Origin of the sequence: Pseudomonas sp. PLB05, from assembly GCF_021106615.1 — a bacterium.
GTDB classification, from domain to species: Bacteria; Pseudomonadota; Gammaproteobacteria; order Pseudomonadales; family Pseudomonadaceae; genus Chryseomonas; species Chryseomonas benzopyrenica.
This window is the reverse complement of the sequence record NZ_JAJOHO010000003.1, coordinates 25,265-51,663: the sequence shown is the minus strand read 5'-3', so window position 1 is coordinate 51,663 and position 26,399 is coordinate 25,265. Positions and strand designations below refer to the sequence as shown.

Here is a 26,399-nt window from a genome sequence, read left to right as displayed (position 1 = left end):
CGGCCCCTGCTGCGTGGACCTCCGCTCGACCGCCAGCGTTCGAATGCGGCGACCCGATATCGTCGCGGCGTCGCTGCAAAAACAGCAAGCGCAGCGGAGGCACCGGCGCCGCTTGCCCGCGGTCCCACGGGCAGGACCTTTCCCTCCCCTGGAGCTCTCGATGTCCATCCTGCCACCGCTCTCGGCTTTCGATTCGAGCCTGGCACTGTTGCGCGAAGGCTATGCCTTCATCAGCAATCGCTGCGATCGCCTGGATAGCGATGTCTTCGCCACCCGGCTGTTCCTGCAGCCCACCCTCTGTCTGCGTGGCCAGGCGGCGGTGGAGCTCTTCTATCGTGAGGAACGTTTCACCCGAGTGGATGCCGCGCCCCGGTCGCTGCGCCAGACACTGTTCGGCGAAGGCGGCGTCCAGGTGCTGGATGGTGCGGCTCACCGCCAGCGCAAGGCGCTCTTCCTTGAGATTACCCGGCCGGCGCGGGTGGAGGCCTTGATCACCCGGGTGGAACGGGAATGGCGCGCCAGGCTGCCCAGCTGGCAGAGCCGCGGCGAGATTATCCTGCTGGACGAATTGCATCGCCTCTATACCCGCGCGGTCTGCGACTGGGCGGGCGTCACCCTGGCCCTGGAAGAGGAGGGGCAGCGCTGTGCCGACCTGGTCGCGCTGCTCGAAGGCGCCGGCAGCCCAGGCCTGGCCAACCTGGGCGCTCGCCGGGCACGTCGGCGGCTGGAGCGCTGGCTTGGCGGGCAGGTCGAGCAGGCCCGCAAGCGGCCGGCACCGACTGGCAGCGCCCTGGCGCTGATCGCGCAGCACCGGGAGCCGGATGGTCAGCCGTTGTCACCACGGGTGGCCACGGTGGAGCTGCTCAATGTGCTGCGGCCAACGGTGGCCGTAGCACGCTTTTCCACCTTTGCCGCCCTGGCGCTGTACAAGCAACCGGCCTGGCGCGAACGGTTGCGGGCCGATCCCGCCGCCCGGTTGCCTTTCGCCCAGGAAGTGCGACGCTTCTACGCCTTCTTTCCCTTCACCGTGGCGCGGGTACGGGAAAGCTTCGCGTGGCACGGCGTCGACTTCCGCCGCGGCACCCGCGTCGTGCTGGATCTCTATGGCACCAATCGCGATCCGCGCAGCTGGGAGCGTCCCGAGGTGTTCGAGCCCATGCGCTTTGTCGCCGAGGCGATCCCGGGCGCCGCCTTCGTACCCCAGGGCGGCGGTGATGTGGCCCGTCAGCACCGCTGTCCGGGCGAAGGCATCGCCCTGGCGCTCATGACCTCCGCCCTGCGCCTGCTGCTGCAGGACATGACCTACCAAGTGCCAACCCAGGATCTGCGCATCGATCTGGCGCGGATGCCGATGCGCCCCGCCAGTGGCCTGATCCTGAGCGAGGTCCAGGCAGTGCAGCGCACCCGTAGTTCGGTGGCCTAGCTTGCCACAGGTGTCAGAGCGCCTCGTCATGGCGCTCGCGCAGCAGCGGCCGGTCAGGCAGCCCGCGGCGCCACATGGGTACGCGCCGTGAGCAGACTCACCAGCACGAAGCTGACCAGACTCAGGCCGAGGCTGAAATAGATCGGCGTATTCGCCTCCAGGCCGTCCTTGAGCATGAAGACGATGGCCGCGATCGAGCCCAGCAGCATGCTCGCCAGCGCTCCGGCCGTGGTCGCGCGCGGCCAGAGGATGGCACCGAGCAACGGCACCAGGATGCCGCCCACCAGCAGGTTGTAGGCCAGGGTCAGGGCGCCGATGACGTCATTCACCAGTAAGGCGACGGCGAGCACGGCCAGGCCGGTGAGCAGGGTGAAACCACGTGCCATGCCCAGGGTCGAGGCCTTGCCGCCACGCAGCCGGGGCAGGAGGTCCTCGGTCAGGGTAGTGGAGGCCGCCAACAGTCCGGCACTGGCGGTGGACATCATGGCGGCCAGCGCGGCGGCGATCACCAGGCCGCGGATGCCGTCCGGCAGCGCGCTGCGCACGATGGCGGCGAAGGCGTTGTTGGCATCGCCCAGGTCCGGCAGCAGCACCCGGGCGCACATGCCGATCAGCGCACCTACCAGACCATAGAGTACGCAATAGACGCCGGCCAGGCTGCCCGCCACCCGCGCCACGCCTTCACTGCGCGCGGTGAAGACCCGCTGCCAGATGTCCTGGCCGATGAGGATGCCGAAGAAGTAGATCAGGAAGTAGGTGAAGATGGTGTCATAGCCAAGGGTGGTCAGGGCGAAGGCGCTGGCCGGCAGCTTGGCCACCAGGGCGTCCCAGCCGCCGACCCGGGTCACGCAGATCGGCAGCAGCACGAACATCAGGCCCGCGGTCTTGATGACGAACTGGACGATGTCGGTCAGCGTCAGCGACCACATGCCGCCGATGCTGGAATAGATCACCACCACGCTGCCGCCGAGCAGAATGGCGCTCCAGAAGGGCAACTCGAACAGCACCTGGATCACCGTGCCCATGGCCAGCACCGAGACCACGCTGAGCATCAGCGCATAGACGAACATGATGGCGGCGCTGGCCTGGCGCGCCAGAGGCGTGTAGCGCCGTTCCAGCACCTGGGTCACGGTATAGATGCGCAGCTTCAGCAGTGGCTTGGCGAGAAACAGGTTGAGCACCAGGATGCCGCCCCCCAGCATGGCGCACAGCCAGAAGCCGGACAGGCCATGGACGTAGCCCAGTCGCACCGTGCCCACGGTGGCGGCTCCCCCCAGTACGGTGGCGGCCATGGTGCCCAGGTAGCAGGCCGGACCGAGGTTGCGGCCGGCGACGAGGAATTCCTCCTGATTGCGGGCACGGCGCATGCCGTACCAGCCGAGCAACAACATGGCCAGGGCATAGGCCAGGACGACGGAAATATCCAGGATCATTGACGAGATCTCTTGTAGGGCTGAGCAAGGCCGGGCGCGCCGGCCCCGTGACAGGGTTCGGGATCAGGCGGCGCGGATGCCTGGAGGTGTTGCGCGGGCACGCCGGCGTCTGGGGCGCCGTGCACCGGCCGGGCCATAGACGGCAACCGGTTCCGGGAACAGCAGGAGCAGGACCAGGTAGAGCAGGGCGGCGCTGCCCAGGGCCAGGGGCAGGCTCAGGTCGATGCCGCCGGCCAGCTCGCCCAGGGGACCCACGAACTGGCCGGGCAGGTTGACGAAGGCCAGCCCGAGCAGGGCGCTGGGAATCCAGGCGCCCATGCCGCGCCAGTTCCAGCCATGGTGGAACCAGTAGCGGCCACCGCGCTCGCCACGGGTGAACACCTGGAGGTCGTCCGGGCAGTAGAAACCGCGGCGTACCAGCAGGCCCAGGATCATGATCACCATCCAGGGGCTGGTGCAGGTCACGATCAGCACCGCGAAGGTGGAGACGCTCTGCACCAGGTTGAAGCTGAAGCGCCCGACGAAGATGAAGGCGATGGCCGCCATTCCGATCAGCAGGGTCGCCCGCACCCGGGTCAACAACCGTGGCAGCACGCTGGAGAGATCCAGGCCGGTGCCATAGAGCGCCGTGGTGCCGGTGGACAGGCCACCGATGACCGCCAGCAGGCACACCGGCAGGAAGTACCAGGTGGGGCTTATGGCCAGCAGGCCACCCACATAGTTGTTCTGCGCGATATAGGCGGGGGCCTGCACCGCCACCAGGGAGGCGGTGGCCAGGCCGAACAGGAAGGGAATCAGGGTGGCGGTCTGAGCCGCGATCACCGCCAGCAGGATGTGTCGGCGCGGCGTCCGCTGGGGAATGTAGCGCGACCAGTCGCCGAGAAAGGCGCCAAAGGACACCGGATTGCTCATGGCCACCAGCGCCGCGCCGATGAAGGCGGCCCAGAAGCCGGGCTCGCCCAGTCGCAGGGTGCCGGCGTAACTGGCATCGAAGCTGCCGGCGAAGGCCGGGATGCCGAGCAGGAACAGCAGGCTGGCACTGACCACGGCGATCTTGTTGACCCACAGCATGAAGCGAAAGCCATAGAGGCAGACCGTCAGCACCAGCACGGCGAACAGTCCGTAGGCCAGGCCCAGGGTCAGGGCGTTCTCCGGCAGCCCGACCAGGCGCTGCGCCCCGCCTATCAGGGCATCGCCGGAACTCCACACCGACAGCGAGAAGAAGGCGATGGCGGTGAGCAGGGAGAGAAAGGAGCCGACGATACGCCCATGCACGCCGAAGTGAGCGCCGGAGGAGACGGCATTGTTGGTGCCGTTGAGCGCGCCGAACAGACCCATGGGCGCCAGGATCAGCGCCCCACACAGGACCCCGCTCGCGATGGCCAGCACCCCGGCCTGGAACGACAAGCCGAATAGGATCGGAAAACTACCCAGGACGGCGGTGGCGAAGGTGTTGGCACCGCCGAAGATCAGGCGGAAGAGATCGAAGGGGGTGGCATGGCGTTCGTGGTCGGGAATCTGCTCGACCCCGAAGGTTTCGATACGGGTGATGCCGTCATGATGGTCCATGGATGACGCCTCGACACGGTTATACGCAGGGCAGGGCCCGCGTTCTTGTTGTCGGCGGGCCAGGAGCCCGCCGGTGTTCGGCAGCGAAAGACAGCGGGTGGGCGACCGTCATGGCGGGTCACCGCACCTAAGGGGTTAGCGGTAGGTCACCCCCGGCAGCACGCAGAGCATCTCGTAGAGCAGGTTCGCGCCGAGCAGGGCGGTGTTGCCGGTGGTGTCGTAGGGCGGCGACACCTCCACCAGGTCACAGCCCACCAGATCGAGGCCGCGGCAGCCGCGGATGATTTCCAGCGCCTGGATGGTAGTCAGGCCGCCGATCTCCGGGGTACCGGTGCCTGGCGCCCAGGCCGGGTCGATGCTGTCGATGTCGTAGGACAGGTATACCGGCCCGCCGCCCACCCGCTCGCGCACCTCGGCCATCAGCGGGGTCAGGGACTGATGCCAGCACTCCTCGGCCTGCACCACCCGGAAGCCCTGTTCGCGGCACCAGTCGAAGTCGTCGGCGGCATAGCCCTGGGCCCGCAGGCCGATCTGCACCACCCGGTCGCAGTCCAGCAGGCCTTCTTCCACGGCGCGGCGGAAGGTGGTGCCATGGGCGATCCTCTCGCCGAACATGTGCTCGTTGACGTCGGCATGGGCATCCACGTGCACCAGGCCGATCTTGCCGTATTTCTTCTTCATGGCCCGCAGGATGGGCAGCGTCAGGGTGTGATCGCCGCCCAGGGTGAGGGGGATGACATCATGCTCCAGCACCCGGTCGTAGTGCTCCTCGATCAGCCGCACCGTGTCCAGCAGGTTGAAGGTGTTGATGGCGACGTCGCCCAGGTCGGCGACGCTCAGGGAGTCGAAGGGCGCCGCGCCGGTGGCCATGTTGTACGGACGGATCATCACCGATTCGCTGCGCAACTGCCGCGGCCCGAAGCGGGTGCCGGAGCGCAACGAGGTACCGATGTCCAGCGGTATGCCGATGAAGGCGGCGTCAAGTCCGGCCGGGGAAGCGAGGTGGGGCAGTCGCAGCATGCTGGCGATGCCGCCGAAGCGGGGCATCTCGTTGCCGCCCAGCGGCTGGTGCAGGATCTTTTCCACGGGTCATCCTCGTTGTGCTGATGACCCGATTGTGCAAAGTCGCTGACAGGCGAAGAATCGGCGCGGGCAAAAAATCACTTCAGAGATTTCTGAACTAATGGCTAGACTGCCGGGCCGCGTCCACCGGGAGTCCGCCATGGCCAATGCTCTCCACGACATCCGCCTGCTCAAGCTGTTCGCCTGCGTGGTACGCCACCAGGGCTTCGCCGCGGCGCAGCAGGAGCTGAACCTGTCCACCTCGGCCATCAGCACCTACATGAGCCAGCTGGAAGGGCAGCTCGGGGTCACCCTCTGTCATCGCGGCCGGGGTGGCTTCGCCCTGACCAGCAAGGGCGAACTCTTCCACCAGGAGACGCTGCGCATCCTGGGCGAGATCGAAGGCTTCGAACGCTATGCCACCACCCTCAAGGGCGAACTGAGCGGCACCCTCAACCTGGGCGTACTGGATTCACTATCCAGCGAGCCGGCGCTGCCGCTGGCTCAGGTGATCGGCAGCTATACCCACGACTATCCCGGCGTTCACCTGCATCTGGCGGTGACCAGTCCCTACGAGTTGCAGCTGGGCGTGCTGGAGGGACGGCTGGATCTCGCCGTGGGCGCCTTTTCCGCGCGCATGAACGGGGTGGTCTACCAGCCGCTCTATCGCGAGCAGCACTGGCTCTATTGCAGCGATCGGCATCCACTGTTCCAGGAGCGGCGTATCCCTGCCGAGGTGATCACCCGCCAGCGCATGGTGCGGCGCGGCTACTGGAGTCAGGCCGAGCTGGCACGCCATGGCTTCAAGGAAAGCGCCGCCACCGTGGAAAGCATGGAGGCCCAGCTGATTCTAATCCTCTCCGGCGCCTATATCGGCTATCTGCCGGAGCACTACGTCCATGCCTGGGTCGACCAGGGGCGCCTCAAGGCGCTGCAACCGGCGACCTTTGGCTATCAGGCGCCGTTCTCCCTCATCACCCGCCGAGGGCGGGGTCGCGAGCCACTTATCCAAAGTTTTCAACGCATCCTTAAAGCCCAGATGCAACATGCCGATAGTGACTAGGACGATAACCAAGGGGTTACCGTTTTCACCTGTGCGGGCAATTAGCCACCATTTAAATGGTTGATGTCCCATGGAGTAGATAACCCGCTAGATAAGGCACCCGCATGCGCACGAATTTGCCGGTCACCCAGCAAGGCCGTACCTTCAAGGAAGAAGAACGACTCATCTCCACCACCGACCTGCAGGGGAACATCACCTACTGCAACGAAGCGTTCATCGCCATCAGTGGCTATACGCGGGAGGAGCTGATCGGCAGTCCGCACAACCTGGTGCGTCATCCCGACATGCCGCCGCCCGTATTCGGCCACATGTGGGCGACCCTCAAGGAAGGCAAGCCGTGGATGGGCATCGTCAAGAATCGCTGCAAGAACGGCGACTTCTACTGGGTCAGTGCCTACGTCACGCCGATCCTGGAACAGGGGCGGGTGATCGGCTACGAATCCGTGCGTTCCCTGCCCAGTGCCAACGAGGTGCGCCGCGCCAGCGAGCTCTATGCCCGGATCAATGCCGGCAAGGCTCCCGTGCCTATGACTCGCCGCCTGGGCAGCGCCATCGCCGCCTGCTGGTCGGCGGTGGCGGCTACCGGGGTGATCCTGAGCGGCCATTTCCTGCTCGATGACACGACCCAGGCAGCCCTTATCGTCGCCGCCCTGCTGGGTGTCAGTGCCCACCAGCTGTATCGCCAGCGCGCCAGTATCGAGCGCATCCTCGCCGATCATCCCAAGATGTTCTCCAGCGATGTGGTCGCGCCGACCTACAGCGACCAGATCGGCGCTCCGGCGCGTCTGGACCTGGCGTTGCACAGCGAAGCCGCGCGCCTGCAGACCGCCTTGACGCGTCTGGCCGACGTTGGCGACAGCGTGCGCCAGAAGGCCCGCGAGTCTTCGCAGCTGTCCCAGTCCGGGGCGGAGCTGTTGGAACAGCAGCGCCATGAGACCGATCAATCCGCCGCCGCCATCACCCAGATGACCTCCACCATCCACGAGGTCTCGCAAAACGTCCAGGAAACCGCCCAAGCCGCCGCCAACGCGGAGAACATGGTGCATTCCGGACGCGACAAGGCTGAAGAGAGCCTGACCTCCATGCGTGAACTCGGCGCGGCGGTCAGCGACATCGGCCAGGCGGTGGGCGAATTGGCCAGCTCCACCCAGAGCATCGGCAGCGTCGCCGATGTCATCACCGCCATCGCCGAACAGACCAACCTGCTGGCGCTCAACGCCGCCATCGAGGCCGCCCGCGCCGGTGAAGCCGGTCGCGGCTTCGCGGTGGTGGCCGACGAGGTCCGCTCGCTGGCCTCCCGTACCCGCGAGTCCACCGAGCAGATCCACCAGATCATCGCCAATCTGCAGGCCAATGCCGACCGCGCCGTGGCCACCGCCAGTCGCGGCGAGGAGACCTCGCGCCAGAGCGAACGCCATTCGGCGGCGGTACGCGAGTCCCTGGAAGGCATCAGCGAATCGGTCAGCCTCATCACCGCCATGAGCCAGCAGATGGCCACCGCGGTGGAGGAGCAGAGCCACGTGTCCGAAGACATCAATCGGCAGATCAGCCGCATCGCCGATCTCTCGGACCACAGTTCCGCCCAGGCCCGGCGCGGCTCGGAACTGAGTCGCGAACTGGAGGGCATGGCCGACTACCTGCACGATCTCACCGCCCGCTTCAATCGCTGAGTCACGGGGAGGGCGGCGGCGATCCGGTATGATCGCCGCCTCGATTCGCTCTGGAAGCCCTGATGTCCCGTCCCGCTTGCGCGCGCTGCCAGCGTCCCCTGTCGCTCTGCCTGTGCGCGCTGATCCCTGCGCTGGCCAGTCGCACGCGGGTGCTGTTGCTGCAGCATCCCAGCGAGCGGCGCCATCCCCTCAACACCGCACGTCTGGTCGCCCTCGGGCTCAGCAATGCGCAACTGGAGATCGGCGAGACCTTTGCCGACCTGCCGCTCTGGCTCGCCGATCATGACGCCTGGCTGCTGTTTCCCGGACCCGAAGCGCTCACGGTGAACCTCGTGCCACCCCCGGCTAAGATCGAGTCGAAACGGCTGCTGGTGATTCCCGACGGCACCTGGCGCAAGGCACGGCTGCTGCTGCACGCCAATCCGCTATTGGCCGCGTTGCCCAGGCTCACCCTGCCGCCTGGCGCCCCTTCGCGCTACCGGGTGCGCAAGGCCCCGGCGCCGGATGCGCTATCGACCGTGGAGGCCGTGGTGGCGGCGCTGAATGCGCTGGAGGCTCCACGCCGCTTCGATGCGCTGCTCGCGCCTTTCGAGGCGCTGATCGACGGCCAGATCGCCGCCATGGGGCCGGAAACCTTTGCACGCAATCATGGCGGACCGGAGCAGCGTGACTAGGGGAATTACCCAGGTGCCGGACCACTCTACCTAGAGAGTCAGCAGAGGAGTCACGCCATGTCCCGCTTCCCGATCCATTCGCACGACGAGTTCGCCAGCCTTGCCGCCTTTGGCCTGCCCCGCGCGGGCGGCGAGCCCGATCAGCCCGATCCGGCGCCCATCCAGCCCAGCGAGCCGGGCGAGCCCACCGTCCCCGATCAGGCGCCGCCAACCCCCATGGCCAGCGCCGCCTGACGCCACGGCGTCACCCATGAAAAAGGGCGATCATCAACGATCGCCCTTTTTCATGCCTATCGGCTAGCGCCGGGTCTTCTGCTTGAGCAGGTAGACCGTAACCGCCGCACAGCTGGTAAAGGCCGCCACCCGTGCCCAGACATAGGGCACCAGCCAGCAGGAAAACCCCACGCTGATCCACATGGCGACGATGGCGTAGACCTTGCCCTTGAGGGGGATGCCGTCGCCTTCCAGGTAGGGTTTGACCCAGGGTCCCAGCCACCTGTGGTTGATCAGCCACAGGTAGAAGCGCTCCGAACTGCGCATGAAACAGGCCGCGGCCAGCAGCAGGAAGGGCGTGGTGGGCAGCAGCGGCAGAAAGGCGCCGATGATGCCCAGCGCCACGCTGAGCCAGCCGAGGCCCAGCAGCAGGTAGCGGACCCAGCCCTTGCGCTGGCGGGGTCTGGGAGTGGCTTCGTCCATCGCTCAGTGACGCGGCTTGAGCAGCGCCGGCTTTTCTTCGGGGGAATGGCAGAGCAGGAATAGCTGGGTCAGCAATTCCGGGATCTGCACCATCATGTCGGCGACCAGGCGGCGATCCTGGGCGATCTCGGCGAATTCCGGCTGCTCATCGAACAGGCCCGAACCGACCATGATCGGCAGCAGCAGCTCGCTGACCTCGTCTTCGGCGTCTTCGAACCACACGGCTTCGCGCAGGAACACGCCTTCCATGAAGCCGATGCACCAACCGCGCAGCTCGGAGTCGTCCGGCTCGGGGCCGAGCTCCAGGTCGCAGGGCAGGTCCAGCTCTTCGTCACTGCCCAGCACGCGCAGGATGTGCGCCTTGAGCTGCACCAGGGCGCGCTCGATCTCTTCCTGCTGGGCGGCATCGCGATACTGCGGCGGTTCGGCGAAGAGGGCATCGATCCACTCGCGTTCGGGAACCTCTTCCGGGCAAATGGACAGGGCGGTCAGGTAGCCATGGGCGGCTACGTAGTCGAGCGCTTCTTCGTGCAGATCGTCTGCATCGAGAAAATCGCGCAGACGGGTCAATTGTTCGGCGAAGGACATCGGCTACTTACCTCGGAAAGGATTCGAAAGGGCAGAACGGCCGGAATTGTAGACGAGCGCCCGGGTCACGTCGAACCTGACGGCCCGGGGCCGGCCGACGGAAAAGCACCGCCGCAGCGACCTCGGCATCCGTATAATGGCCTTTCCATTCGAGGAGGCTTCATGTCAGAACCTGCGCTGCGCATCCTTAAAGACGTCTTTGGCTACGACGCGTTCCGTGGCAACCAGGCCCGGATCATCGAGCGTGTGGCCAGCGGTGGCGATGCGCTGGTGCTGATGCCCACGGGCGGCGGCAAGTCCCTGTGCTACCAGGTGCCGGCCCTCCTGCGGCCCGGCGTGGCCGTGGTGGTCTCGCCGCTGATCGCGCTGATGGACGACCAGGTCGCCACCCTGCTGGAACTGGGCGTGTCAGCGACCGCGCTCAACTCCACTATGACCGGCGAACAGCAGAGATCCGTCGCCGCGCAGCTGGAGCGCGGCGAGATCAAGTTGCTTTATCTGGCGCCCGAGCGCCTGGTGCAGCCGCGCATGCTGGACTTCCTCAAGCGCCTGCCCATCGCCCTGTTCGCCATCGACGAAGCCCACTGCGTGTCCCAGTGGGGGCATGACTTCCGCCCGGAATACATGCAGCTTGGCCAACTGGCCGAACACTTCCCCGACGTGCCGCGCCTGGCGCTCACCGCCACGGCGGATTCCCGCACTCGCGAGGAGATGGCCAGCCGCCTGCACCTGGAAGAGGCCGAGCGCTTTCTCTCCAGCTTCGATCGCCCCAACATCTTCTACCGTATCGTGCCCAAGGAAGCGCCGCGCAAGCAATTGCTGGCCTTTCTCGCCGAGCGTCGCGGTGATGCTGGCATCGTCTACTGCATGTCGCGCAAGAAGGTGGAGGAGGTGGCCGAGCAGCTCAGCAATCAGGGCTTCCCCGCCTTGCCCTATCACGCTGGCCTGCCCAACGACGTCCGCGCCGCCAACCAGAAGCGTTTCCTCAACGAGGAAGGGTTGATCATGGTGGCTACCATCGCTTTCGGCATGGGCATCGATAAGCCCAACGTGCGCTTCGTCGCCCACCTTGATCTGCCCAAGAGCCTGGAGGCGTACTACCAGGAAACCGGTCGCGCCGGGCGGGATGGCCTGCCCGCCGACGCCTGGATGGCCTACGGCCTGCAGGACGTACTGCTGTTGCGGCAGATGATGCAGAACTCCGAAGGTGACGAGCGCCACAAGCGCATCGAGCGGCACAAGCTCGAAGCCATGCTGGCCCTGTGCGAAGAAACCCGCTGCCGGCGCCAGGTGCTGCTGGCCTATTTCGACGAGCACCTGCCGCAGTCCTGTGGCCATTGCGACAACTGCATCGACACCGTCGAGACCTGGGATGCCACCGAGCCGGCGCGCCAGGCGCTGTCGGCCATCTACCGCAGCGGTCAGCGCTACGGGGTAGGGCACCTGGTCGACATCCTGCTCGGTCGCGAGACCGAGAAGATCGTCAGTCTCGGCCATCAACGCCTGGCGGTCTTCGGCCTGGGCAAGGCGCGCGGCGAAGACGAGTGGCGCACCCTGTTCCGCCAGTTGGTCGCCCGTGGCCTGGCCGAGGTGGACGTCGACGGCTATGGCGGCCTGCGCCTGACCGAAAGCTGCCGCCCCCTGCTGCGAGGCGAAGTCCGCATCGAATTGCGTCGTGATCCCAAGCCTCAGCGCGGGCGTGGCGCGAGTAGCGGCTCCTCGGCCAGCGCCGCCAGCCAGTTGGTTCGTGCCGACGAACGCGAGCACTGGGAAGTGTTGCGCACCCTGAGACGCAAGCTGGCCGAAGAGCACTCGGTACCGCCCTATGTGATCTTTCCCGACGCCACCCTGCTGGAGATGCTGCGCAGCCAGCCGCGCTCGCTGGATGAAATGAGTCGCGTCAGTGGTGTGGGTGCCCGCAAGCTGGAGCGCTATGGCCAGGCCTTTCTCGACGCCCTTAATGACGGTGGCGCGGCGCCGGCTCCGGTCGCCGACGTGCGTCACGAGGTGCTGACCCTGGTACGCGCCGGCATGACCCCGGAGCAGGCCGCGCGCCAACTGAATTGCTCTGAAAAGAATGTCTATGCACTATTGGCCGAAGCCATTGCCCAACAGCAGATAGCTCTGGAGCAGGCCCTGGACCTGCCGGAGGAGCTGCTGGCGGAAATCCAGGATGCCTTCCTCGAAGACGAAGGCGAATTGCCGTCGGTAGCCCAGATCGCTCCGCGTTTCGAAGGCCAGGTGGCCAGTGGCGCGCTGTACTGTGTGCGGGCTGCCCTGCAGGCCGAGTTGGCCGACTAGCTGCGGACGGCGGTTGCTCCGCAGGGCCTACACCCAGAATAATGAGAAAATCCAAGTACAAGGTTTAGCCTGAATGACTACCGATCCACACCTGTTCGGCCGCCAGATCTTTCATGTCTCCCGTGCCTGGCGCGCCGAGCTCGACCGTCGCCTGAGTCACCTGGGGTTGTCTCAGGCGCGCTGGCAGGTGTTGCTGAACCTGGCGCGGATGAAGGGCGTCCAGCCCACCCAGCGTGAACTGGCCCAGAGCATCAGCATCGAGGGGCCGACCCTGGCCCGCTTGCTGGACGGCCTGGAAAAGCAGGGACTGGTCAAGCGCCTGGCGGTCACCGAGGACCGTCGTGCCAAGCGCATCATGCTGACCCAGGAAGCCGGTCCGCTGATCGAGAAGATCGAGACCATCGCCGAGGCCCTGCGCAAGGAGCTGCTCAGTGGTCTCGACGATGAAGAGATCGCCATCTGCCAGCAGGTGCACCAGCGCGTCCTCGCCAATCTCGAGCGCGGCTGACCGCCGTCTGGCGGCTCGCTCCGTCAGGGTACCTCCACCCAGCACAGGTACTGGATCTGGCCGGAGCGTCTGGCATCGCCGCTAGCGCTCCATCCCATCCGCAGCCGTCCTTTTCGCGCTGCTGGTCATCGGTTTGCCGTCTGTCGGTATCGATGCTACGTTCCAGCGTGGCGGAGGCGATTTTTGTGAGTCACCGCGCTAAAACACCGGTTTCTTCGAATACCTGACGCAGCGGTATCCATGGTCGCGAAACGCCGTCCCCTTGCCTTTGTCATCCTGTCGGCCGCTGCGCTGACTACTCTTCCTCAAGCGGCGCTCGCGCTCGGCCTGGGGGGCATCACCCTGCAGTCAGCTCTCAACGAACCCCTGCGTGCACGGATCGAGCTGGTCAACCTCGGCGATGCCGATGCCGGGGACTTCCGCATCCACCTGGCGGCGAACGAGGCGTTCGCCCAAGCCGGTGTGGATCGCACCCAGTTCCTCGACGATCTGAAGTTCACTCCGCACCTGCGCACGGCGGCGGGCAGCTATGTCGAAGTGACCTCGCGCCGCTCACTGGTCGAGCCCTATCTGGGCTTCATCGTTCAGCTCGAGCAGCTGGGTGGCAAGCAGCTGCGCGAATTCACCCTGCTGGTGGATCCACCGCGCAGTGGTGGCACGCCCACCAGCGTCGCCAGTACCGCCCCGGCGCGCGTCCAGGCGGCGTCCGCTCGCGCCGCTGCCCCGGCCGCCGATCCGGTGGTCCGCCAAGCCGTATCTGCACCGCGCCAGGGGCTGGCGCCCTCGCCAGACCTAGCCGCTGGGGAGGGCGTTTACCAGACGCGTCCCAGGGATACCCTCTGGAGCATCGCCAAGCGCCTGGGGCCAATGGCCAATCGATCGGCCGAGCAGCTCATGGCCGATCTGTTCGCCCTCAATCCGGCGTCCTTCGCCAACAATGATCCCGGACGACTCAAGGCCGGTCAGCGCCTGCGCCTGCCCGTGGGTGTCAGCGAACCTGCGCCGCGGCAGCCGGTAGTCGCCAGGACCACGCCGCCCGCGCCCAGCCCGGTACCCGCCGCACCGGTCGCCACGGCGCCCGCCCTGGCACCGGTACCTGCTGCGCCAGCACCTGCCGCGGCACCTGTCGCTGCGCCGGCACCGGCACCGGCGCCAGAATCAGTGGCGCCTCAGGTAGTGGCGCCGCAGCCGGCCGGAAGCTCTGCCGAAGACACCAGGCCCCTGCTGGTGACGCAGGACCTCGGGCGTCAGGTTGGCGACCTGGAAGGTCAGCTGACTCAGCTGCAGGAGCGTTACGACGCATTGCTGGCACAGAAAGAGGTGATGATCGAGCAGCTCCAGCAGGACCGTGAAGGTCTGCAGCAACAATTGAAGCAGGCGCGTTCGGTGGCCCTGGCCACGCCGACGCCCGTACCCGCGACGCCGGCACCGGAAAGCCCTGCCGCTCAAGCGGCGCCCGTCGCCTCCAGTCCTACCGCAGGCAGCATCGGCGAAGGTCTGTTGTCACTGCGCTCGCTGTTGTTAGCGGGTGGCGCGGCCCTGCTGGCCCTGGCCGGTGTGCTCTGGTGGCGCCGGCGGCAGGCGGAAGACGTCGTCTTCGACGACGCGGGTGACGTCGAAAGTGTCGAAATGGTCGAGCCCTTGCCCGAGCCTGTGCTGGCCGCTACTCAGCCGGTGATCGCCAAGTCCAAGGCCAAGCCCGCAGCCGTCGCTGCCAGCCCGGCGCCGGTCGACGATCATGCCGGTCGTGCGGAGATCTACATCGCCTATGGCCGCTATGGCCAGGCGCGGGAAGTGCTGGAAAGCGGCCTTGCCGAAGACGATCGTCGCCAGGATCTGCGGCTGCTGTTGCTCAGGGTGCTGGCCACCCTGGGCGAGGCCCCGGCATTCAGGGAGCACGAGCAGCGTTTTCTGGCGCTGGGAGGCGTGGCGGCGAGTCTGGCGGTGCTGCACGCCCAGTTTCCCGGGATGTCCGCCGATCCGGTGGAGCCCCTGCTGGAGGACGATCTGGACCTCGACTTGCCAGCCTTCGATGCGCCGGCCAGCGAATGGTCGGCGGAATTGCAGTTCGCCGAGCCAGCGGTACCCGCGCCGGTGACCGAGGAGCACTACGATCTGGATCTGGCCGACCTGAGCCTCGACGAAGCCATCGCCCTGACCGAGGAGCTGGACGCCGATTCCGGCTGGAAGCAGGCCGACGCCCTGGAAGTCACCCTGGAGGACGATTTCCCCGAGGGACTCGGTGAGCTGCCGGCGGTCATGGAATTGGACCTGAGTCTCGATGAGCACTTCATGGCCGATACCATCGCCCGGCGGTTTGCCGAGGCCGAGGCCTGTCTCGACCAGGGTGACGTCCAGCACGCCACCTCGCTGTTGCAGGAAATCGTCAGCGAAGGCAGTGACAGCCAGCGCGAACGGGCCGAGATCCTGCTCTCCCGGATCGCCTGATCAGAAGCTGTTGCCCAGGTTGATGTAGAAGGCGTGCTGGCCCTGGTCGCTCAGACCATAGGTGAACTTGAGTGGTCCCAGGGGCGTGTCCAGGCCGAGGAACAGGCTGGCCGCGCTGATATCGCCGCTGTCGTAGTCATCGTCCCGATTCCAGGTCCGCCCCCTTTCCAGGCTGCCGCCCAGATAGACCGGGGTGTCCAGCGGAAACAGCGATCTCTGGGTGAGCTGGTGGTAGTAGATCAGCCGCGCCAGACCGTAGTTCTGGCCGGACAGGGCGTCCTGCCGATAGCCGGAAAGTTGCCAGGCGCCACCCAGCAGGAAGCTGCTGGTCACCACATTGGTGTCGCTGTCGGTCGACAGCGTCCGTCCCAGACCGCCACCCAGCACGAAGGTGTTGTAGCCGTAGCTGAGCGCCTTGTTCAGGTGCAGATCCAGTTGGCGGTAGCGGGAGTCGGAGCCCAGGCTTGGATCGAATTGCTTGAGTGTCAGTGCCAGGTCCTGGCCCTCGCGCGGGAAGTTCACGTCGTCCAGATCGTCCAGGGAATAGCGCAATTCGTAGAAGCTCTCGGTGAAGGATTCCTCCGGCGTATCGCGCGGTCCGACATGCACCTTGGTACTGCCCCAGTCGTGACCGATACCCAGCCGTACCTCGGCCTTGTTGCCGATTTGCCGACCCAGGTTCAGACCGAAGCCATAGCGTTCGCGCCGATATTCGGCGACGGGGTCGTTGCGTTCCAGCTGTTCGATGTTGCGGGCCTCGCCGCCGACGTAGGGCGCGATGAAGTAGCGGGAACCTACGTCCAGCGGCTGGTAGAACTCGCTGTAGAGCTCCTGGTGATCGCCGATCTGCACCCGCGTCAGCCATTCGCCGCCCAGGCGATTGAGGCCGTTGACGCGATAGCTGGCACCGAAGTTGAAGGTGCTGTCACCCCGCAGATCGTCCGACAGATTCAGGCCCAGTCGCAGGAAGTCGGTGCCGCTGCGCTTGCCGCGGGCATAGATCACCAGCACGTTGTCGCCGGGGCCGTCTCGGCGGATGCGGTATTCCACCTGGTCGAAATAGTCCAGGCCGTAGAGAGTGCTCATGTCGTCCTGCAGGCGCTCGACATTCAACGGCTCGCCCAGTCGCTGACGGATATAGTGCCGGATGACCTCGTCTTCGACCTTGGAGTCGTTCTCGATGCGGATCGCGTCGATGACCGGGGTGCGGCTGCTGGGTGCGCGCGCGGCCGCGACCGCCGTGGAGCGTTCACCGTGCGCGTCCTTGCGCAGCACCGCCAGTTCGCCCGCCATGGCCATGGTCGCCCGATAGCCTGCATCGATCAGTGCCTCGACCTCGCTGAAGTCGGCGCTGGTATAGCTGGCCAGCGGCGGCTGGATCAGCAGGTCCTGCTTGCCCAGCGTCGCCAGCTGCGCCTGGGAATTGTTGCGGGTCATCAGGGTGGTGGATTGATTGAGCACGTCCAGTACCGTGGTCAGGTCCTTGCGCTTGAGCAGGGGAGTGCCGATGTCCACGACGACCACTCGTTGCGCACCCATGTCACGGGCGACATCGATGGGAATGTTGTCGACCATGCCGCCATCCACCAGCAGGCGGCCGTCGATCTCCACCGGGGCGAACACCGCCGGAATCGACATGCTGGCGCGAATGGCGCGGGGCAGGTGGCCATGGTCGAAGACCACCTTCTCGCCGCTGGTGATATCCGTGGCCACGGCGCGAAAGGGGATGGCCAGCTGATTGAAATCTCTGGTGTCACTGGTATGTACGAACAGCTTTTCCAGCATCATCCCCAGGTTCTGCCCCTGGATCACGCCGATGGGCAGGCCCAGGGTGCCGTCGTCACGAAAGCTGAGCTTCTGCTTGATCAGGAAATCTCGGTCGTCCTGCTTGCGGCGAAAGGGCACGTCCTTGCGCGGTGGCTGGTCGGAGAGCACCTGGCCCCAGTCCATTTCCAGGGCGATGCGTTCCAGCTCCTCGGCGCTGTAGCCGGCGGCATAGAGTCCGCCGATCACCGCACCCATGCTGGTGCCGGCGATGGCATCCACCTGAATGCCCTGTTCTTCCAAGGCTTTGAGCACGCCGATATGCGCCAGTCCCCGCGCGGCACCGCCGGACAGCACCAGTCCGACCTTGGTCGGCGGCGCGCTCCAGGCCAGGGTGGACAGCAGAAGGCAGGCAACCAGCAGCAACGGGCGCATAGGATGGACCACATGGCGGACAGGATCGGGGCTGCGTATTATAGGGAACCCAGGCCTTGCGAGGTGTACCGTGGCGGACGCCAAACCCTTCATCACCATCCACTACTGTACCCAGTGCCATTGGTTGTTGCGCTCGGGCTGGCTGGCTCAGGAACTGCTCAGCACCTTCGGTACCGATCTGGGTGGGGTGACGCTGCTACCGGGAACCGGTGGCGTCTTTGAGATCGCCTGTGGCGGGGAGGTGCTCTGGGAGCGCAAGAGAGACGGCGGCTTTCCCGACGCCAGAACGCTGAAGAACCGGGTCAGGGACCTGATGTTTCCGGAACGCGATCTGGGTCACGGCGAAGGACAGCGGCGCGACGGGGGAGATGGCGCCCCCGAAGGGGCGTGAGATCAGGCTTCCGTACTGACCGTGTCCCGTACATCGAGAGCGTTGGTGGCCGGCGCAGCGGCGGGTGCGCTCACTTCGGCCGCGCGTATCTCGACGGCGTGCAGGCCCTTGGGGCCCTGAACGATATTGAAGTTGACCGCCTGGCCCGCCTTCAGTGTGCGGTAACCGTCCATCTGAATGGCCGAGTAATGAGCGAATAGGTCTTCATCACTGTTATCTGCAACGATGAAGCCATATCCTTTGGCGTTGTTGAACCATTTGACCTTGCCACTGAGCATACCGGCTCCCTCTGCAAAGGACTCCAAGCCTGGAGTATCATTCGACTACAGTTCCAGTGAATCCACACAGACGCCACTACAACGGAACCCTTGGTACCTCGTCGGTACAGGATGTTTGTAACACCCTTTCAGCCTTAGTCAAGGCGAGGCACTAGGCGGCTGAGACGTGGATCAAGCTCTTTTTTTCCTGCTATTCATCCCGTAATTCGGAATCGATCAGAATGCGTGTAATCGACCCCATCCGACTGGCGGCGGACGACAACCAACATCAGGACGGCGACAACGGTGGCCTGGCGGTGCAGGAGGCAAAACCTGCGCTAAAACGGCCAGCCAGGTATCGCGTTCTGATGTATAACGATGACTACACCCCCATGGAGTTCGTCGTAGAGGTGCTGGAGAGCTATTTCAGCATGAACCGCGAGGCCGCTACCCAGGTGATGCTTACCGTGCATACCCAGGGAAAGGCGGTCTGCGGAACATTTACTCGCGATGTCGCTGAAACCAAGGCCATGCAAGTCAATCAATATGCGAGGGAGTGCAACCACCCGCTGTTGTGTGAAATCGAAATCGAAAGTTAGATCTGTGCTGCTTGGGCTACTGTGCTGCTTGGGCTATGAGGTGAAGCTATGTTGAATCGTGAGCTCGAAGTCACCCTGAATCTCGCCTTCAAGGAGGCGAGGACGAAGCGTCATGAGTTCATGACCGTTGAGCACCTCCTGCTGGCGCTGTTGGATAACGAAGCGGCCGCCACCGTGTTGAGAGCCTGCGGCGCCAACATCGATCGCCTGCGCCGCGATCTGTTGGAATTCATAGATTCCACCACGCCCCTGATCCCACAGCAGGATGACGAGCGCGAGACCCAGCCGACGCTGGGCTTCCAACGCGTCCTGCAACGCGCAGTCTTCCATGTGCAGAGTTCGGGCAAGCGCGAAGTGACCGGCGCCAATGTGCTGGTGGCGATCTTCAGTGAGCAGGAAAGCCAGGCGGTGTTTCTGCTCAAGCAGCAAAGCGTGGCCCGGATCGACGTCGTCAACTTCATCGCCCACGGTATTTCCAAGGTCCCCGGCGCTGCACCCGAAGCCGAGCAGGACCAGGATGCGGGCGAGGAGGAGGGTGCCGAGCCCAGCTCCTCCAACAATCCGCTCGAAGCCTATGCCAGTAATCTCAACGAGCAGGCCCGTCAGGGTCGTATCGATCCGCTGGTCGGTCGCGAGCAGGAAGTCGAGCGCGTCGCTCAGATCCTGGCCCGTCGTCGCAAGAACAATCCCTTGCTGGTGGGTGAGGCAGGCGTCGGCAAGACCGCCATCGCCGAAGGCCTGGCCAAGCGCATCGTCGATGGCCAGGTGCCTGACCTGCTGGCCGACAGCGTGGTCTACTCTCTGGATCTTGGCGCCCTGCTGGCGGGTACCAAGTACCGTGGCGATTTCGAAAAGAGATTCAAGGCACTGCTGGCGGAACTGAAGAAGCGCCCCCATGCGGTGCTCTTCATCGACGAGATCCACACCATCATCGGCGCCGGGGCTGCCTCGGGTGGGGTGATGGATGCCTCCAACCTGCTCAAGCCGCTGCTGTCCTCCGGTGAGATCCGCTGCATCGGCTCGACCACCTTCCAGGAATTCCGCGGCATCTTCGAGAAGGACCGGGCACTGGCGCGGCGCTTCCAGAAGGTCGATGTCGTCGAGCCGTCGGTGGATGACACCTACGGCATCCTCCGTGGCCTCAAGGGGCGCTTCGAACAGCACCACCACATCGAGTATACCGACGAGGCGCTGCGCGCAGCAGCCGAGTTGGCCGCGCGCTACATCAACGACAGGCACATGCCCGACAAGGCCATCGATGTCATCGACGAAGCCGGTGCTTACCAGCGCCTGCAGCCCGAAGACCGGCGTGCCGAGCGCATCGATGTCCAGCAGGTCGAAGACATCGTCGCCAAGATCGCACGGATTCCCCCCAAGACCGTCAACAGCTCCGACAAGGAACTGCTGCGCAACCTGGAGCGCGATCTCAAGCTGACCGTCTTCGGTCAGGATCTGGCCATCGAATCCCTGTCCACCGCCATCAAGCTGTCTCGTGCCGGTCTGAAATCGCCGGACAAGCCGGTCGGCTCCTTCCTCTTCGCCGGGCCTACGGGTGTCGGCAAGACCGAGGTGGCGCGGCAGCTGGCCAAGGCCATGGGTGTGGAGCTGGTACGCTTCGACATGTCCGAGTACATGGAGCGGCATACCGTGTCCCGTCTCATCGGTGCACCTCCCGGTTATGTCGGTTTCGATCAGGGCGGTCTGCTGACCGAGGCCATCACCAAGACCCCCCACTGCGTGCTCCTGCTCGACGAGATCGAGAAGGCTCACCCGGAAGTGTTCAACCTGCTGCTGCAGGTCATGGACCATGGCACCCTGACGGACAACAACGGCCGTAAAGCCGACTTCCGTAATGTGATCCTGATCCTGACCACCAACGCTGGCGCCGAAACCGCTTCACGAGCGTCCATTGGCTTTACGCTGCAGGATCACACCACCGATGCCATGGAAGTCATCAAGAAGAGCTTCACGCCGGAGTTCCGCAACCGTCTGGATACCATCATCCAGTTCGGCCGCCTGAGCACCGAGGTCATCAAGAGCATCGTCGACAAGTTCCTCACCGAACTCCAGGCGCAACTCGAAGACAAGCGTGTACAGCTCGAAGTCAGCGATGCTGCCCGTGGCTGGCTGGCGGAACGAGGTTATGACGTGCAGATGGGCGCTCGTCCCATGGCGCGGCTCATCCAGGACAAGATCAAGCGGCCGCTGGCCGAGCAGATCCTGTTCGGGGAACTGGCTGACCATGGCGGCATCGTTCATATCGATGCGGTGGATGACGAGCTGGAATTCGAGTTCGAGACCACGGCCGAACCTGCCTGAGGGCAGGTCGCGATTTACAATCGCTCATGAAAAAGCCCGGCATAGCCGGGCTTTTTCATGAAAGGATCCGCTTAGCGCGCGCGGTAGGTGATCCGGCCCTTGCTCAGATCGTAAGGCGTCAGTTCCACGCGAACCTTGTCGCCCGTCAGGATGCGGATGTAGTTCTTACGCATCTTTCCAGAGATGTGCGCGGTGACGACGTGCCCATTTTCCAACTCCACGCGAAACATGGTGTTGGGAAGGGTGTCGACGACAGTACCTTCCATTTCGAAGCTGTCTTCTTTCGACATATATAGAAAAGCCCTCGGTGACAAGATAGGCCCAGAGCAGTCCGGGCGAAAAAGGCCCATATTCTGACAGAAATTCAGAAAAAGCGCTATTTCATCAGGCCAGGGCGACCCAGCGTTGGTTGACGAAGAGCTCTATGGGGCGATACTCGGTCTTATAGGACATCTTGCGACACCCTTTGATCCAATAACCGAGATAAACCGCATTCAGCCCCAGGCGGCGGGTTTCGGCAATCTGCCAGAGGATGCCGAACACGCCCAGGCTGCGCTTTTCTTCGCTGGGGTCGTAGAAGGTATAGACCGCCGACATGCCATTGGGCAGCACGTCGGTGACGGCAAGACCGATCAGGCGGTCCTCGACGCGCATCTCGTAGAAGAAGGCGTAGGGCAGATGGCTGACCAGGAAGGTGGAGAACTGGCCTCGACTCGGCGGGAACATGTCACCGTCGGCGTGGCGTTCGCTGATGTAGCGGGCATACAGCTGGTAACGCTCCTCGGTAAAGCCCGGGTCGCAGCGGGTGACCTTGATGTCGAGGTTGCGCTTGAGCACTCGACTCTGCTTCCGGCTAGGGCGGAAACGAGCGACGGGAATGCGCGCGGGAACGCAGGCTTTGCAGAGCTGGCAGTGGGGGCGGTAGAGATGATCGCCGCTGCGGCGAAAGCCCAGCTCGGACAGCTCGGCGTAGATCTGACCGTTCATGGGCTGCGAGGGGTCGAGAAACAGCGTGGTCGCCTGCTCGTTGGGCAGGTAACTGCAAGCGTGAGGCTGGGTTGCGTAAAACTTGAGTCTCGCCAGCTCGGTCATGTCGAATCTCTACATAAGCCTGGCCTGAGTGTAAGTCACCCGCAGGAGGTAGGCCAGGCGGCCATGCTGGCCTGATCCAGGTATTTGGCCAGGTAATCGGCAAAGCGTTCCCGTGACAGGCTGCTCGCGCCCAGGCTCTGCAAATGTGCGGTTTGCATCTGGCAGTCGATCATCACGAAGCCCCAGGCCGCCAGATCCCGTACCAGGGTCACGAAGCCGATCTTGGAGGCGTTGTCGACATGGCTGAACATGGACTCGCCAAAGAATAGCTTGCCCATGGCGATACCATAGAGCCCGCCGACGAGCTGATCGCCGTCCCAGACCTCCACGGAATGGGCCCAGCCTTGGGCATGCAATTCCTGGTAAGCCTGGCGCATTTCCGCGGTGATCCAGGTGCCGTCGGCATCGCGTCGCGGACCGGCGCAGGCCAGGATCACCTGAGCGAAGGCCTGGTCGTAGGTGACGCGTAGTGGGGTCTTGCGCAGGGTCTTCGCCAGACTGCGGGAGACATGCAGGTCCGGCGGGAAGAGCACCGTACGGGGATCCGGCGACCACCAGAGCAAGGGTTGGCCAGCTTGATACCAGGGAAAGCAGCCGTGACGATAGGCATTGACCAGGCGCGCCGCGCTCAGGTCGCCGCCGATCGCCAGCAGGCCGTTGGGTTCGCGCAACGCCTGCTGCAGGGGCGGGAAGTCAGGGCTTTCGCGGGTCAGCCATTTCACCATGGTAGGGGAGGGCGCCTTCTGATACAGGAAGCTGAGGGTATGAGCTTGTGCGTAACAAGCTCAAGAAATCGTCATAACTCTTTGTCAGGACAACGAAAGAATGCTCCAATGTTGTGCCTGAAGGCGGTTCCGGTACGGCCGTCCGCTATCGTGCCATGTTTCGTTGCGGGACTGTAGAACCAGGGCCCGGACGATCTAGAATGGCGCACTGTTTTTGATTCACGGTCACACGTTCCGTGTGCGGGAAAAGCGCGCTTGAAGCAATCCAGTTCTGTCAGCCACGTCAACCAATGGCGTGAGCATCTGCATTATCGTCTCAAGGAGGTGGTGCTCATCGCACTGGCCGCCTTGTGCCTGTATCTACTCATGGCTCTGCTGAGCTACGACCCTTCCGATCCAGGCTGGACCCACACCAGTCGCATCGACCAGGTCCATAACACCGCTGGCCGCGCCGGCGCCTGGCTGGCCGATGTGCTGTTCATGGCACTCGGCTATTTCGCCTTTGTGTTTCCCGTCCTGCTCGCCGTCAAGACCTGGCAGATCTTCCGTAAGCGGCATCTGCCCTGGGAGTGGAGCGGCTGGCTGTTTTCCTGGCGCCTGACCGGCCTGGTGCTGCTGGTGATCTCGGGTTCGGTGCTCGCTTACATTCATTTCCATGCCGTGTCCGCCCTGCCGGCATCGGCGGGCGGTGCCCTGGGCGAGAGCCTCGGGCAGCTGTCGGTCGCCGCCCTGAATGTCCAGGGCAGTACGCTGCTGTTCCTCGCGCTCTTCCTGCTGGGACTGACGGTCTTTACCGATCTGTCCTGGTTCAAGGTGATGGATTTCACCGGCAAGGTGGTGCTGGATCTCTTGGATCTGGTGCAGGGTGGCTTCAGCCGCCTGGCCGGCGGTCGCCGTCAGGCCCCGGAGCTGGACACCTTCGACGAGCCGGTGTCGCCGCCTGTGGCGCGCAAGAGCAAGGCCCGCGAAGTGCCGGTTCCGGTCGCCGACGAAGACCTGGATGACCTGCTCGACATCGCACCGCCCCCACGGGTGGAGCGCGCCGCGCCGCGCATCGAGATGCCCGCGCCCAGTCGCTTTGTCGCCGAAGCACCCGAGTCCGCGCCTGTGGCTGCCGCGCCTGTCCCAGCGCCTGCCAATGTCGCCGCGCCCACGCCGCCGCCACGCAAGACGGTGCCAGCACCGGCCCCCGCGCCCTATTCGCCGGCGGCTGCCGTGGTCCGGGTCGACGCGGATCTGGAAGGTACGCTGCCGCCGCTGTCGATCCTGGATCGCGCCGAGAAGAAACAGCAGAGCTATTCGCCGGAATTCCTCGAGAACATGTCGCGCCTGCTCGAGGTCAAGCTCAAGGAGTTCGGCGTCGAAGTGATCGTGGAGAGCGTCCATCCCGGCCCGGTGATCACCCGCTTCGAGATTCAGCCGGCGGCCGGCGTCAAGGTCAGCCGCATCTCCAACCTGGCCAAGGACCTGGCGCGTTCGCTGGCCGTGTTCAGCGTGCGGGTGGTGGAGGTCATTCCCGGCAAGACCACCGTGGGTATCGAGATTCCCAACGAAGATCGCCAGATGGTGCGTTTCTCCGAGGTGCTCGAGTCGCCCGAGTACGCGGCGGCCAAGTCGCCCGTCACCCTGGCCCTGGGTCATGACATCGGTGGCAAGCCGGTCATCACCGACCTGGCCAAGATGCCCCACCTGCTGGTGGCCGGTACCACCGGCTCCGGTAAGTCGGTGGGCGTGAACGCCATGCTGCTGTCGATCCTGTTCAAGTCGAGTCCGGAAGACGCGCGCCTGATCATGATCGACCCCAAGATGCTGGAACTCTCCATCTACGAGGGCATTCCACACCTGCTCTGCCCGGTCGTGACCGACATGAAGGAAGCCGCCAACGCCCTGCGCTGGAGCGTGGCGGAGATGGAGCGGCGCTACAAGCTGATGGCGGCCATGGGCGTGCGTAACCTGGCCGGCTTCAACCGCAAGGTGAAGGACGCCGAGGAAGCGGGTACGCCGCTGACCGATCCGCTCTATCGTCGCGAGAGCATGGACGACGAGGCGCCGCTGCTGAAGACACTGCCGACCATCGTGGTGGTGGTGGACGAATTCGCCGACATGATGATGATCGTCGGCAAGAAGGTCGAAGAGCTGATCGCGCGGATCGCGCAGAAGGCGCGAGCGGCCGGTATCCACCTGATCCTGGCCACCCAGCGCCCCTCGGTGGACGTCATCACCGGTCTGATCAAGGCCAACATCCCCACGCGGATGGCCTTCCAGGTGTCGAGCAAGATCGACTCCCGGACCATTCTCGACCAGGGCGGCGCCGAGCAGCTGCTCGGTCACGGTGACATGCTCTATCTGCCGCCGGGTACCGGTCTGCCGATTCGGGTCCATGGCGCCTTCGTGTCCGACGACGAGGTCCATCGCGTGGTCGAGGCCTGGAAGGAGCGGGGCGCACCCGACTACATCGAAGACATCCTCAGCGGCCCGGACGAGGGCGGTGGTGCGGGTTTCGACGGTGGTGGCGGCGAAGGCGGGGAGAGCGACGAGGACGATCCGCTCTATGACGAAGCGGTGCGTTTCGTCACCGAGAGCCGGCGGGCGTCCATCTCCGCGGTTCAGCGCAAGCTCAAGATCGGTTACAACCGGGCGGCACGGATGATCGAAACCATGGAAATGGCCGGTGTCGTATCGCCCATGAACACCAACGGTTCGCGCGAGGTCACAGCGCCTGCTCCGGTGAGAGACTGACATCCATGAGGACTTCGATGCACAAGCTGCGTTGCTTCGCCTTGGCCGCCTTGGCCGCTGTAAGCTTTTCCGCCCATGCCGACCAGGCGTCGGTGGGTCGCCTGTCGCAACTGCTGGACAAGGCCCAGACCCTGACCGCGCGTTTTTCCCAGCTGACCCTGGATGGTTCGGGTACCCGGCTGCAGGAAACCGCCGGCAACATGAGCCTCAAGCGTCCCGGGCTGTTCCGCTGGCATTCCGATGCGCCCCAGGAGCAACTGTTGGTGTCCGACGGCAAGCAGGTCTGGCTGTACGACCCGGACCTGGAACAGGTCACGATCCGCAAGCTGGACCTGCGCCTGACCCAGACGCCGGCGCTGCTGCTGTCGGGTGACATCTCCAAGATCGAAAGCAGCTTCGACGTCACCAGCAAGGACGCCGGCAACGTCGTCGACTTCGTGCTCAAGCCCAAGACCAAGGACACTCTGTTCGACAGCCTGCGGCTGTCGTTCCGCAACGGCGTGATCAACGACATGCAGTTGATCGACGGTGCCGGTCAGAGAACCAACATCCTCTTCTTCAACGTCAAGCTCAACGAGCCGGTGGCCGCGTCCCAGTTCACCTTCCAGGTGCCCAAGGGAGCCGACGTCATCCAGGAGTGATC

Annotated in this window: 22 protein-coding genes and 2 pseudogenes; 14 read left to right on the top strand and 10 right to left on the bottom strand. The window is 64.7% G+C overall.

All coding sequences use genetic code 11. The annotated features are described in order from the left end of the window. Positions 1-160 precede the first annotated feature (160 nt). Positions 161-1,423, top strand: a complete 1,263-nt coding sequence (locus LRS53_RS12940) for a cytochrome P450 (RefSeq protein ID WP_231356157.1) — start codon at positions 161-163, stop codon at positions 1,421-1,423. A 53-nt stretch (positions 1,424-1,476) separates the two neighbouring features. Here the strand turns inward: LRS53_RS12940 and LRS53_RS12935 are convergent, their stop codons facing one another. From LRS53_RS12935 to speB, 3 genes are all read right to left on the bottom strand, one after another. Beyond that, on the bottom strand, positions 1,477-2,856 hold the full coding sequence (locus tag LRS53_RS12935) for a sodium:solute symporter (RefSeq protein WP_231356156.1): 1,380 nt from the start codon (positions 2,854-2,856) through the stop codon (positions 1,477-1,479). Between the two features lie 63 nt (positions 2,857-2,919). Further along, positions 2,920-4,425, bottom strand: coding sequence for a purine-cytosine permease family protein (locus LRS53_RS12930; RefSeq protein ID WP_231356155.1), 1,506 nt, complete (start codon positions 4,423-4,425; stop codon positions 2,920-2,922). Between the two features lie 135 nt (positions 4,426-4,560). Further along, positions 4,561-5,511 (bottom strand): agmatinase, encoded by a 951-nt coding sequence (gene speB, locus LRS53_RS12925; protein ID WP_231356154.1) that lies wholly within the window; start codon positions 5,509-5,511, stop codon positions 4,561-4,563. A gap of 136 nt (positions 5,512-5,647) precedes the next feature. Between speB and LRS53_RS12920 the strand changes: the two genes are divergently transcribed. The 5 genes and pseudogenes from LRS53_RS12920 to LRS53_RS12905 all read left to right on the top strand — a co-directional run bounded on the left by LRS53_RS12920 (position 5,648) and on the right by LRS53_RS12905 (position 9,128). Further along, on the top strand, positions 5,648-6,550 hold the full coding sequence (locus LRS53_RS12920) for a LysR family transcriptional regulator (RefSeq protein WP_231356153.1): 903 nt from the start codon (positions 5,648-5,650) through the stop codon (positions 6,548-6,550). A gap of 104 nt (positions 6,551-6,654) precedes the next feature. Continuing rightward, a pseudogene (locus LRS53_RS23940) lies at positions 6,655-6,936 on the top strand (PAS domain-containing protein); the annotation flags it as partial. A 282-nt stretch (positions 6,937-7,218) separates the two neighbouring features. After that, positions 7,219-8,220: pseudogene (locus LRS53_RS23935) on the top strand (methyl-accepting chemotaxis protein); the annotation flags it as partial. Between the two features lie 62 nt (positions 8,221-8,282). Then, the gene (locus LRS53_RS12910; RefSeq protein ID WP_068383997.1) at positions 8,283-8,894 is read left to right on the top strand and encodes a tRNA-uridine aminocarboxypropyltransferase; all 612 of its coding nucleotides are present in this window, start codon (positions 8,283-8,285) and stop codon (positions 8,892-8,894) included. 57 nt (positions 8,895-8,951) lie between these two features. Beyond that, positions 8,952-9,128 carry a hypothetical protein gene (locus LRS53_RS12905; RefSeq protein WP_017641752.1) on the top strand — a complete coding sequence of 59 codons (177 nt, stop codon included), beginning with the start codon at positions 8,952-8,954 and terminating at the stop codon, positions 9,126-9,128. 63 nt (positions 9,129-9,191) lie between these two features. Here LRS53_RS12905 and LRS53_RS12900 read toward each other — a convergent pair whose 3' ends face one another. Together LRS53_RS12900 and LRS53_RS12895 are read right to left on the bottom strand one after the other, a co-directional pair. Continuing rightward, a complete protein-coding gene (locus tag LRS53_RS12900; protein ID WP_068383999.1) occupies positions 9,192-9,590 on the bottom strand; it encodes a YbaN family protein in 399 nt (132 codons plus the stop codon). 3 nt (positions 9,591-9,593) lie between these two features. Continuing rightward, the gene (locus LRS53_RS12895) at positions 9,594-10,178 is read right to left on the bottom strand and encodes a UPF0149 family protein (RefSeq protein ID WP_173148137.1); all 585 of its coding nucleotides are present in this window, start codon (positions 10,176-10,178) and stop codon (positions 9,594-9,596) included. A gap of 162 nt (positions 10,179-10,340) precedes the next feature. On the opposite strand from LRS53_RS12895, the gene recQ reads away from it, so the two are divergent. The 3 genes from recQ (at position 10,341) to LRS53_RS12880 (ending at position 15,435) form a co-directional block, all read left to right on the top strand. Continuing rightward, positions 10,341-12,479: a DNA helicase RecQ gene (gene recQ / locus LRS53_RS12890; RefSeq protein ID WP_231356151.1), complete on the top strand. Its 2,139-nt coding sequence runs from the start codon at positions 10,341-10,343 to the stop codon at positions 12,477-12,479. Between the two features lie 73 nt (positions 12,480-12,552). Continuing rightward, positions 12,553-12,987: a MarR family transcriptional regulator gene (locus tag LRS53_RS12885; RefSeq protein ID WP_017641756.1), complete on the top strand. Its 435-nt coding sequence runs from the start codon at positions 12,553-12,555 to the stop codon at positions 12,985-12,987. Between the two features lie 240 nt (positions 12,988-13,227). Continuing rightward, positions 13,228-15,435: a FimV/HubP family polar landmark protein gene (locus LRS53_RS12880; RefSeq protein WP_231356150.1), complete on the top strand. Its 2,208-nt coding sequence runs from the start codon at positions 13,228-13,230 to the stop codon at positions 15,433-15,435. Here LRS53_RS12880 and LRS53_RS12875 read toward each other — a convergent pair whose 3' ends face one another. Then, positions 15,436-17,634 (bottom strand): patatin-like phospholipase family protein, encoded by a 2,199-nt coding sequence (locus LRS53_RS12875; protein WP_231356149.1) that lies wholly within the window; start codon positions 17,632-17,634, stop codon positions 15,436-15,438. It abuts the gene before it with no gap. Positions 17,635-17,704: 70 nt separating this feature from the next. Here LRS53_RS12875 and LRS53_RS12870 point away from each other — a divergent pair, with 70 nt between their 5' ends. Next, positions 17,705-18,025 (top strand): SelT/SelW/SelH family protein, encoded by a 321-nt coding sequence (locus LRS53_RS12870; protein ID WP_231356148.1) that lies wholly within the window; start codon positions 17,705-17,707, stop codon positions 18,023-18,025. Between the two features lie 2 nt (positions 18,026-18,027). On the opposite strand, the gene cspD is transcribed toward LRS53_RS12870, so the two are convergent. After that, complete coding sequence (cspD, locus tag LRS53_RS12865; protein WP_093248999.1) at positions 18,028-18,303, bottom strand: cold shock domain-containing protein CspD; 276 nt, start codon at positions 18,301-18,303, stop codon at positions 18,028-18,030. 221 nt (positions 18,304-18,524) lie between these two features. Here cspD and clpS point away from each other — a divergent pair, with 221 nt between their 5' ends. Beyond that, on the top strand, positions 18,525-18,881 hold the full coding sequence (clpS, locus tag LRS53_RS12860) for an ATP-dependent Clp protease adapter ClpS (RefSeq protein WP_017641761.1): 357 nt from the start codon (positions 18,525-18,527) through the stop codon (positions 18,879-18,881). 48 nt (positions 18,882-18,929) lie between these two features. Further along, a complete protein-coding gene (gene clpA / locus LRS53_RS12855; RefSeq protein WP_093248996.1) occupies positions 18,930-21,200 on the top strand; it encodes an ATP-dependent Clp protease ATP-binding subunit ClpA in 2,271 nt (756 codons plus the stop codon). A gap of 71 nt (positions 21,201-21,271) precedes the next feature. Here the strand turns inward: clpA and infA are convergent, their stop codons facing one another. The 3 genes from infA to aat all read right to left on the bottom strand — a co-directional run bounded on the left by infA (position 21,272) and on the right by aat (position 23,017). Then, positions 21,272-21,490 carry a translation initiation factor IF-1 gene (gene infA, locus LRS53_RS12850; protein ID WP_002553999.1) on the bottom strand — a complete coding sequence of 73 codons (219 nt, stop codon included), beginning with the start codon at positions 21,488-21,490 and terminating at the stop codon, positions 21,272-21,274. 94 nt (positions 21,491-21,584) lie between these two features. Next, entirely contained in the window at positions 21,585-22,292 is a 708-nt protein-coding gene (locus tag LRS53_RS12845; RefSeq protein WP_017641763.1) for an arginyltransferase, read from the bottom strand. 35 nt (positions 22,293-22,327) lie between these two features. Then, positions 22,328-23,017 carry a leucyl/phenylalanyl-tRNA--protein transferase gene (gene aat / locus LRS53_RS12840; protein ID WP_017641764.1) on the bottom strand — a complete coding sequence of 230 codons (690 nt, stop codon included), beginning with the start codon at positions 23,015-23,017 and terminating at the stop codon, positions 22,328-22,330. 255 nt (positions 23,018-23,272) lie between these two features. On the opposite strand from aat, the gene LRS53_RS12835 reads away from it, so the two are divergent. Then, positions 23,273-25,756: a DNA translocase FtsK gene (locus LRS53_RS12835; RefSeq protein WP_184290701.1), complete on the top strand. Its 2,484-nt coding sequence runs from the start codon at positions 23,273-23,275 to the stop codon at positions 25,754-25,756. Between the two features lie 17 nt (positions 25,757-25,773). Then, the gene (gene lolA / locus LRS53_RS12830) at positions 25,774-26,397 is read left to right on the top strand and encodes an outer membrane lipoprotein chaperone LolA (protein WP_007162303.1); all 624 of its coding nucleotides are present in this window, start codon (positions 25,774-25,776) and stop codon (positions 26,395-26,397) included. Positions 26,398-26,399: the final 2 nt, after the last annotated feature.

Bases quoted from the DNA above. Each gene is read 5' to 3' on its own strand.
- cspD (WP_093248999.1), bottom strand. From the start codon at position 18,303: ATGCTCAGTGGCAAGGTCAAATGGTTCAACAACGCCAAAGGATATGGC.
- recQ (WP_231356151.1), top strand. From the start codon at position 10,341: ATGTCAGAACCTGCGCTGCGCATCCTTAAAGACGTCTTTGGCTACGAC.
- LRS53_RS12935 (WP_231356156.1), bottom strand. From the start codon at position 2,856: ATGATCCTGGATATTTCCGTCGTCCTGGCCTATGCCCTGGCCATGTTG.
- aat (WP_017641764.1), bottom strand. From the start codon at position 23,017: ATGGTGAAATGGCTGACCCGCGAAAGCCCTGACTTCCCGCCCCTGCAG.
- lolA (WP_007162303.1), top strand. From the start codon at position 25,774: ATGCACAAGCTGCGTTGCTTCGCCTTGGCCGCCTTGGCCGCTGTAAGC.
- LRS53_RS12940 (WP_231356157.1), top strand. From the start codon at position 161: ATGTCCATCCTGCCACCGCTCTCGGCTTTCGATTCGAGCCTGGCACTG.
- clpS (WP_017641761.1), top strand. From the start codon at position 18,525: ATGCGTGTAATCGACCCCATCCGACTGGCGGCGGACGACAACCAACAT.
- LRS53_RS12905 (WP_017641752.1), top strand. From the start codon at position 8,952: ATGTCCCGCTTCCCGATCCATTCGCACGACGAGTTCGCCAGCCTTGCC.
- LRS53_RS12875 (WP_231356149.1), bottom strand. From the start codon at position 17,634: ATGCGCCCGTTGCTGCTGGTTGCCTGCCTTCTGCTGTCCACCCTGGCC.
- LRS53_RS12910 (WP_068383997.1), top strand. From the start codon at position 8,283: ATGTCCCGTCCCGCTTGCGCGCGCTGCCAGCGTCCCCTGTCGCTCTGC.
- LRS53_RS12920 (WP_231356153.1), top strand. From the start codon at position 5,648: ATGGCCAATGCTCTCCACGACATCCGCCTGCTCAAGCTGTTCGCCTGC.
- LRS53_RS12900 (WP_068383999.1), bottom strand. From the start codon at position 9,590: ATGGACGAAGCCACTCCCAGACCCCGCCAGCGCAAGGGCTGGGTCCGC.
- clpA (WP_093248996.1), top strand. From the start codon at position 18,930: ATGTTGAATCGTGAGCTCGAAGTCACCCTGAATCTCGCCTTCAAGGAG.
- LRS53_RS12930 (WP_231356155.1), bottom strand. From the start codon at position 4,425: ATGGACCATCATGACGGCATCACCCGTATCGAAACCTTCGGGGTCGAG.
- LRS53_RS12895 (WP_173148137.1), bottom strand. From the start codon at position 10,178: ATGTCCTTCGCCGAACAATTGACCCGTCTGCGCGATTTTCTCGATGCA.
- LRS53_RS12885 (WP_017641756.1), top strand. From the start codon at position 12,553: ATGACTACCGATCCACACCTGTTCGGCCGCCAGATCTTTCATGTCTCC.
- LRS53_RS12845 (WP_017641763.1), bottom strand. From the start codon at position 22,292: ATGACCGAGCTGGCGAGACTCAAGTTTTACGCAACCCAGCCTCACGCT.
- infA (WP_002553999.1), bottom strand. From the start codon at position 21,490: ATGTCGAAAGAAGACAGCTTCGAAATGGAAGGTACTGTCGTCGACACC.
- LRS53_RS12880 (WP_231356150.1), top strand. From the start codon at position 13,228: ATGGTCGCGAAACGCCGTCCCCTTGCCTTTGTCATCCTGTCGGCCGCT.